This window comes from Planctobacterium sp. R6 (genome assembly GCF_055755215.1).
On record NZ_JBVTQY010000016.1, the window covers coordinates 92,981 to 101,133 of the forward strand.

Here is an 8,153-nt window from a genome sequence, read left to right on the forward strand (position 1 = left end):
GATTATTTTCCGCTCCACTTTGCGTCGTTCAATTCAACATCCGACTGAGTCAGAAAATAATTAAGTCGTGCTGTTGATTTGAGCATAGCGATATCAATTTTTAACTTAGCGATGCGCATGTTTAGTTCTGCAATTTTGGCTCTGACCACCTCAGCAAAATCACCATCATCAGTGGTGTAGGCATTCAACGCCGCTTCTGCCTGGTCTTTGCTTTGCTGTAATAATTGCGTTTGATACAAGTCGGCGCGTAGTCTGAGCCGGGAAATTTCTTTAACATAGCCCTGCACCTTGCTGATCATTTGCTTTAACAGCACCCGTTTTTCGGTTTTTACAGCTTCGGACTCCGCAATCGACGCGGCAACCTGTTTATCTTGTTTGTTTTCAGTGAACAGCGGTAAGTCCATACTAACTCCAACAGAAAAGAAATCCGCGCGACTACTCCCTTGCGGAGTATCATCGCGGTAACTGTAACTGGCATTTAATCCCCAGGCGGGTTTGTAGCCCTGATGCGCGATTTGCACCTGCTTTTGTGACGCCTGATAGCTGACATCAATCGCCATTACCGCAGGATGTCGCATTAAGTGTTGCGCCAGTTTTTCTATATCTGGAGCTTGGGTGCTCAATAGTTCCGGTGCCAGTGCCGGAATAGCAGGTAGCGTTTCTTCCACACTGTATTCGTCCACACTGTACTCATTCAATAAGGAGGCATGCCCAGAGTCGGTTAATGCAGAATAGTCAATCAGCCATTCATTTAACCCGGCCAGTGCCACATCGCGAAATTGCGCCTGTTCATTTAAGCGCTCATCCAACTGCACCAATTCCAGACTGGCTCTGATGACATCCTGTTGCCGGGTTCTTTGCAGTGCTGTGGTATAACTGCTTCTTGCAGCTTCGGCCATTTGCTCAAACAGCACCCGATCCCCCTCAATGAGTTCAATGATCATGCTGGCCTGATAGGCATCGAGCCATAAAAGCGATACTTCAGCAGCCACCTGTGCCGCTCGGTTCGCTCTTAACAACGGGTGCTTCTGTGCCTCTATCTTTAGACGGGATTGAGTGAGCGCCAGGGTATCTCCACGTGGAAATATCTGAGACACGCCCACCTTTAACTGAGTCATGGCTTCCTGATTAAAACGCCAGGAATCCACTGGCAGATTCATCATGCTGACGGAGATATTTGGATCTGGCAATTGACCTGCTGCAATACTGCGCTGTTCAATGGCAGTCTGGGTAAGCTGGCTCTGTTTGTGCCAATTGTCGTGCTTGTTCGCCAACTCAATAGCCTCAGGCAAGGTCAGGCTCTGTTGTGCCGAGGCATAGCTGCTTAACCCCACACAAAGCATTAAGCTGACAACGAAAACAAGGCGGGAAATCGAGAAACGACGGGCTTTCGATATTCGCCAACGGCTAGTATATACTTCACTCATTTTTACCTCCAGAACACTGGAACAAAAGGCGCAACAAAGCGCAATTTCACTGATTCAAACTTTTCATTGTGCGCATTGCGTAAATTTCAGGCGCACTGATCCTGATCAGGCAAAAATGGGGGGACGATATAAAGAACTGAGAGAGATATCGAGGTTGTGTTGGTCTAGAGCAAAAAAGTTATTTACCGGAAAACTGGAAGTGCTGAGCACTGCATTGTCAGACAGACAAGAAAAGCTGTGACAACTACTTTCAGGGCACTGGCATTCGCTACCACAGTGGGATTCATCGCTGCTGTTATGATCCATCTGGGCGTGATTCATAGGAGCATGGTCCATGTCAGTATGGTGCATGCTCTTATCATTACCGCTGTGATCTATACCGCTATGATCCATGTCGCTGTGATGCATTTTCGCATCAGACTGGATGTGGGAATCATGGCTCATATTACCGCTCATCGACATCGCGCAAGACATAGTGGCATAGGCCATAGATTGCCCTACCAGTGACAGCACCAGAGCAATAATGGTCAGCAACTTTGCGCTGAATTTGTTTACAAAGCGAGTTTTCATAGCCGAACAAATTAACAAAATTTTGGCGGATAGACAATAAATGCGGCCCGTTAATCACTCTGGCTTTTACGGTTATTGATTCTCATGAAGAATTTCTAATGGCACCAGCCCGGTATCGCCATGAAAATCTGCAATTAGCCAAATTTGTTCAAAAGGATGACCTTGGGGAATAGTTATTCTAGCAAGGTTATCGGTAATATTTTTACGCTCCCATTGCGGGTTAGCATTGCGGATAACTAACCAGACCAAAGCACTATCGTAGTGCTTTAGCGCTTTATTTGCCAAGATACTATTCAGCGCTTTTACCAATCTTTCATCAGTATTTTGTTCAGCTTCGAGCAACGCCAATTCAGCTTGCGTTTTGTCGTCCAATGAACGCCCCAAAATCAGTTTTGCTTCAGCTTGAGAACCATATAAATGGGCAATTTCAATGTCCAGGACGAGCTCGCCAACCCGACAAGTTACATCGGGTTTTTGCGGTACGTTATGCGTAACAAAACTCACCGGAACCTGATATTGAGTCTTGTAACAGCGGGAAAAAAGCTCAGCGGCCTGTCTTTCCAGGATTAACTTTTCGGTCTGATTTTGATTAATCACAAATTCACACTATCCGTGACAGACGATAAAGTTAATTTAAAGTATGGAATCGACAATGTACTCTAAACTATCGCCAGGTTGCCTTTATCTTCCAGCCAGTCTTTGCGTTCTGAGGAACGCTTCTTGGCCAGCAGCATATCCATTAGCTCCAGCATCTGCTGGGCGTCATCGACGGTGAGTTGCACCAGGCGACGGGTGTTGGGGTCCATGGTGGTTTCCCGCAACTGAATAGGATTCATCTCACCAAGACCTTTGAAGCGCTGGACGTTAACTTTGCCCTTTTTCTTTTCGGCCTGAATGCGATCTAACACCCCTTCTTTTTCGCCTTCGTCCAGGGCGTAAAATACTTCTTTACCCACATCAATCCGATACAAAGGAGGCATAGCCACGTAAACATGTCCGGCATTTACCAAAGCGCGGAAGTGTTTCACAAACAAAGCACACAGCAATGTGGCGATGTGCAATCCATCGGAGTCGGCGTCAGCCAGGATACAGACCTTGTCGTAGCGCAATCCGCTTAAATCTTCGCTGTCGGGGTCAATACCCAGCGCCACGGAGATATCGTGAATTTCCTGGGAGGCCAGTACCTGAGAGGAATCCACTTCCCAGCTATTGAGAATTTTACCGCGCAGTGGCATTACCGCCTGAAACTCTTTATCTCGGGCCTGTTTCGCTGAGCCACCCGCTGAATCCCCTTCCACCAGAAATAGTTCTGAGCGGCTGGTATCCTGGGTGGTACAGTCGGTAAGTTTGCCAGGTAGCGCCGGACCTGAAGTGATTTTTTTACGGGCCACTTTTTTGCTTTGACGCAAGCGTCGCTGGGCATTGGCGATAAAGAATTCCGCCAGAGACTCGGCGATGTCAGTGTGTGAGTTTAGCCACAGTGAAAAAGCATCTTTTACGACTCCGGACACAAAGGCCGATGCCTGACGCGATGACAGGCGTTCTTTGGTTTGTCCGGCAAACTGCGGATCCTGCATTTTTGTCGACAGGATATAACTACACTTGTCCCAGATATCTTCCGGGGTCAGTTTTACGCCGCGCGGCAGAATATTGCGAAACTCGCAAAACTCCCGCATAGCTTCCAGTAAGCCCTGGCGTAAACCATTGACGTGAGTACCCCCCTGCGCGGTGGGGATCAGGTTAACATAGCTTTCGTTGACCACTTCGCCGCCTTCGGGTAGCCAGATTACGGCCCAGTCTGCCGCTTCATTATTGCCGGAAAACTGGCCCACAAAAGGTTCGTCTTCGGGCAGGCAAATATATTCTTTGGCAGACTGCATCAGGTAATCGCGCAGTCCATCGGCAAATTGCCACTCGGTTGTTTCTTTAGTGATTTTGTTGTCGAAGCGGATCTTCAGACCTGGGCAAAGCACAGCTTTGGCGCGCAAGATATGGCACATCTTACTGACCGAAAATTTCGCAGAATCAAAATAAGAGGCATCGGGCCAAAAACGCACCCGGGTGCCGGTATTGCGCTTACCGCAGGTGTCAATAATTTCCAGTTCTTCCACCTTGTTGCCATGCTCAAAGGCGATGGCGTAGACGTTACCGTCGCGTCGTACATTTACCTCCACCCGGCTGGACAAGGCGTTAACCACGGAGATACCCACACCGTGCAAACCACCGGAGAACTGGTAGTTCTTGTTGGAGAATTTGCCACCGGCATGCAGTTTAGTCATGATCAATTCGACACCTGAAATGCCTTCTTCCGGGTGGATATCTACCGGCATTCCCCGACCATCGTCGATAACTTCCAGCGACTGATCTTCATGCAAAATCACCTTGATGCTGTCGGCGTGTCCGGCCAGCGCTTCATCAACACTGTTATCGATTACTTCCTGGCCCAAATGGTTTGGGCGAGTGGTGTCGGTGTACATGCCGGGGCGACGTTGTACTGGTTCCAGTCCGTTGAGGACTTCAATGGCTTCAGCGTTATATTGTTCTGACATGCGAATTGATCTTTCTTATAATTATGTGGCTAATACTTGACCTGTAAACTCACTGAGATCACAGGCCATCTGCTTGTTACCAAGCCTTACTTCCGATACTACCAATGTTTAATCAAACAAAAAACGGAAAATATCAGGTAAAAAACGCTCATAGCCCTGAAAGGCATGATCACCGCCCTGCTCAATGGTGAACTTTGCTCCCCGGTACTTGGTTTCAGCCTCACGGTAGTCCAGCGTCTCATCGTCAGTTTGCAACAACACCCAATAGTTTTCCGGGGTCGTGGGCACCTTGCTGTACATGCTGAGAAATTGCTGCATATGCTCAGCCGTTAAGGTAAATTTTTCATTGGTATAGGGATGCTGATGTTCACCGAGGTAATCAGACAGTACTTCATGAGGTTTTGCAGCCGGATTGATCAGTACCGCTTTTGCCTGGCATTGCTCCATTAAATAAGTACTGAGAAATCCGCCCAGGGAGCTGCCGACAAAACCTAACCGGGCATCGGCATAGGTTTGCAGTAACTCATCAAGGAAGCGTTTAGCTTCCTCAGGATAATAAGGCAATTGTGGGCACACAAAGGTAATATCAGGATGATGCGCTTGCCAGTATGCCTGGGTGGCCTGCGCTTTGACTGAGGCGGGTGAGCTTAAAAATCCGTGTAAATAGATGAGAACCTGCTTCAAAATGGCTCCTTATGAGTGACTAACTGATAGGATTCAGGCGCAATTACACCGTGGAATCAGCTTGCTGCTTAAGGCAAAACAGCAACCATTCGGCCAAAAACAAATTGACCATTTCTTTTTCATTTTTCTGGTGCATTTTTTTGTTGGGATAGTGATAACTGGGCTGAATCGCCGCCACATTTTGACTACTCAACACTTCGGCCATGCGGGCATCATGATAGATACGCACCTTCATCAGTGGTTTCATCCACTTGGGTAACGAATCGCCCAATTGCCGAATCTCGATTGTGGTGGTGTAGCGGCTGGCTTCCAGAATAGAAAGTTTGTAGCGCAAATCTGCACCATCACCAAATTCATAGGTCAGACTTTCGGTATCACAGTCGGGTAGCAGTTTTAAAATACGCGCATAATTACCCTCGCATATTGCGTGCAACCCTTTCAGGTTTGGGACGTATTTTCTTTTTGTAGCTGCTGCGAAATCCATAGTTCTGACCTTTGTACCTCTGGGAAAACTTGACGACTGGCCCCTTGTTATACCTTATGTGCAGGTAGCTTTTCCAATAGTTCTTGTTTATTTAGAAAGAACCACTGCAGGGCAATAATGGTAGCGGAGTTGTCAAATTCTCCGGCATTGAGTAACTGTTTTACCTGTGCTTCAGCGATGCGATGCACCAAAATATCTTCATCTTCATCGTCCAGACCATGAATGCCCTGCGCTGACTCTGCATTAACAATGCCAAGGTACAGGTAGAGCCGCTCTGTGGTGCCACCGGGGCTGGGCAGATAATCTGTTAATGGGAGCAAAGCGTCTACTTTCAACCCGGCTTCTTCTTCCGCTTCGCGTAAACACACGTCTTCAGGCGTTTCTCCGGCATCAATCATGCCCGCTACAATCTCCAGCAGCCAGGGCTTTTTCGAGGTGGGCAACGCCCCCACTCGGAACTGCTCAATCATCACAAATTCGCGTCGTATTGGATCATACGGCAACATGGCCACAGCATGACCTCTGTCCAACACTTCGCGCTGAATCCAGTTGCTCCATCCACCTGCGAATAATTTATGTCGTAATTTATAGTTGAAAACAGTAAAAAAACCTTCAAATTTAGGTTCCTGATGCTCAATTTCGACATCAGCGTCTGAAAACCGGTGCCAGTTAGTCAAAAAAACCTCCTCGTTTTTAGCCTGGAAGTGGCAGAGACTAACACGGGACAAAGGTTACAGACGAAAATATTCTGTTACACTTGCTAAAACACTGTTACTGCAAAGCAGTTGGGGTTTGGCTGAAGGTTAAGTAAACTGCCAGCCAGAAAAATAATAGGGGTTGCTTTGCCTGTTCTGTTGAATTTTGGGTGACAGATAGCTCCGGTAAACGGGAATTGGACTACGTCTGCAGCCAATACTTGCTGCGCAATAAATAGGAACGCACATGAAAAAAACACTCTTGTCCATCATGATGGGAATAGGACTTGTCGGCACTGCCAGCGCCGAAGATTTGTTACAAGTCTACCAACAAGCTTTACAGAACGACCCGGCCACCCTGCAATCGCTTGCAAATAAGGACGCCGCTTATTCTGGCATTAATCAAAACAGAGCCAGTTTGCTGCCTCAGATCAGTCTGGAATTAAGCGCTTCCAGAACCAATGGTGACAACCATCGTGAAACCAACGATGTTGCAGTGAACTTTACCCAATCGATTTGGGATTACTCAAACTGGAAAAACCTGGATCGCGCAGAACTGGTCGCCTCACGGGCCGATGCCAACTATGGCTTTGCCAAGCAAGATCTCATTGTTCGCACAGTAACGGCCTATTTCAATGTGCTGCAGGCACAGGATGACTTAGAGTTCGCCAAAGCAGAAAAACGCGCCATCGAACGCCAGTTAGAACAAACCAAACAACGTTTTGAAGTGGGATTAACGGCCATTACCGATGTTCACGAAGCGCAGGCACAGTTTGATACTGCGGTTGCCAGTGAGATCAGTGCCCAAAACAACGTCGAAATTACCTTAGAAGCGCTTAGAGAAATCACAAACAATTACCACGCGTCCATCGATCCGCTGAACACGGATACTTTCAGCGCCAGTATGCCGGCCCCGGCCGACATTAACGCCTGGGTTAGTCAGGCCGAAGATCGCAATCTACAGTTGTTGGCGTCGAAAATCGGTGTTGATATTGCCAAAGAAGATATCGATATTGCCAAAAATGGTCATTACCCAACGGTGGGTTTACGGGGCCAGTACAACTCCAATGACACTGACGGCCAATCTGCAGATGCCAGTAACACAGGTACTTCTGATGGCCGGTTTAATACCAGCTATGTAGAACTGACCGTCAACGTCCCTATTTACTCAGGTGGCGGTACCTCTGCAGCGGTTGACACCGCACGCCATGAATTTATTGCCACCAGCGAAGATCGCGAACGGGTATATCGTTCCGTGGTGCGCAATGTGCGCTCAAACTATTTCGACGTCACCGCCGCTATTTCTCGCATTAAAGCGTTGAATCAGGCAGTGGTTTCTGCCGAAAGCGCTTTGAAAGCCACCGAGGCGGGCTTTGAGGTAGGTACCCGTACTATTGTTGACGTGCTGCAAAGTACACGTAACCTGTACGATGCAAAACGTAATCTTGCTGGCGCCCGCTATGGCTACATTACCAGTATACTGAGCCTGAAACAGGCTGCCGGTACACTGACTGAGCAAGATGTGGCAGACATCAACAACGGTTTGAAATAGCCCAGGAAAGCAACCCCTAAAACGCAAAAAGGATGGCACTGCCATCCCAGATTGATGATAAACCCCCGCTTTTTAGCGGGGGTTTCTTTTTTTAAGCAGCCGAAGGCTGCGATCACGATTTTTTTCGTAAGTTCTTTCGCATCGCTTTGGTTGGGATGAACTGCGATTTCGTTTTTTCAGGTGGGGTTTTGA

At 47.8% G+C, this 8,153-nt stretch carries 8 protein-coding genes; 1 reads left to right on the forward strand and 7 read right to left on the reverse strand.

The annotated features are described in order from the left end of the window. Positions 1-2: 2 nt before the first annotated feature. The 7 genes from AC0J20_RS12170 to AC0J20_RS12200 all read right to left on the reverse strand — a co-directional run bounded on the left by AC0J20_RS12170 (position 3) and on the right by AC0J20_RS12200 (position 6,391). A complete protein-coding gene (locus AC0J20_RS12170) occupies positions 3-1,427 on the reverse strand; it encodes a TolC family protein (protein WP_473021843.1) in 1,425 nt (474 codons plus the stop codon). A 105-nt stretch (positions 1,428-1,532) separates the two neighbouring features. Continuing rightward, complete coding sequence (locus AC0J20_RS12175) at positions 1,533-1,997, reverse strand: hypothetical protein (RefSeq protein ID WP_473021844.1); 465 nt, start codon at positions 1,995-1,997, stop codon at positions 1,533-1,535. A gap of 72 nt (positions 1,998-2,069) precedes the next feature. After that, positions 2,070-2,594: a hypothetical protein gene (locus AC0J20_RS12180; RefSeq protein WP_473021845.1), complete on the reverse strand. Its 525-nt coding sequence runs from the start codon at positions 2,592-2,594 to the stop codon at positions 2,070-2,072. Between the two features lie 62 nt (positions 2,595-2,656). After that, a complete protein-coding gene (parE, locus tag AC0J20_RS12185) occupies positions 2,657-4,546 on the reverse strand; it encodes a DNA topoisomerase IV subunit B (protein ID WP_473021846.1) in 1,890 nt (629 codons plus the stop codon). Positions 4,547-4,654: 108 nt separating this feature from the next. Next, on the reverse strand, positions 4,655-5,230 hold the full coding sequence (locus tag AC0J20_RS12190; protein ID WP_473021847.1) for a YqiA/YcfP family alpha/beta fold hydrolase: 576 nt from the start codon (positions 5,228-5,230) through the stop codon (positions 4,655-4,657). Between the two features lie 43 nt (positions 5,231-5,273). After that, positions 5,274-5,714 carry a DUF1249 domain-containing protein gene (locus tag AC0J20_RS12195; protein ID WP_473021848.1) on the reverse strand — a complete coding sequence of 147 codons (441 nt, stop codon included), beginning with the start codon at positions 5,712-5,714 and terminating at the stop codon, positions 5,274-5,276. Between the two features lie 47 nt (positions 5,715-5,761). After that, positions 5,762-6,391: an NUDIX domain-containing protein gene (locus AC0J20_RS12200; protein ID WP_473021849.1), complete on the reverse strand. Its 630-nt coding sequence runs from the start codon at positions 6,389-6,391 to the stop codon at positions 5,762-5,764. A 265-nt stretch (positions 6,392-6,656) separates the two neighbouring features. Between AC0J20_RS12200 and tolC the strand changes: the two genes are divergently transcribed. Next, the gene (gene tolC, locus AC0J20_RS12205; protein ID WP_229528172.1) at positions 6,657-7,961 is read left to right on the forward strand and encodes an outer membrane channel protein TolC; all 1,305 of its coding nucleotides are present in this window, start codon (positions 6,657-6,659) and stop codon (positions 7,959-7,961) included. Positions 7,962-8,153 lie beyond the last annotated feature (192 nt).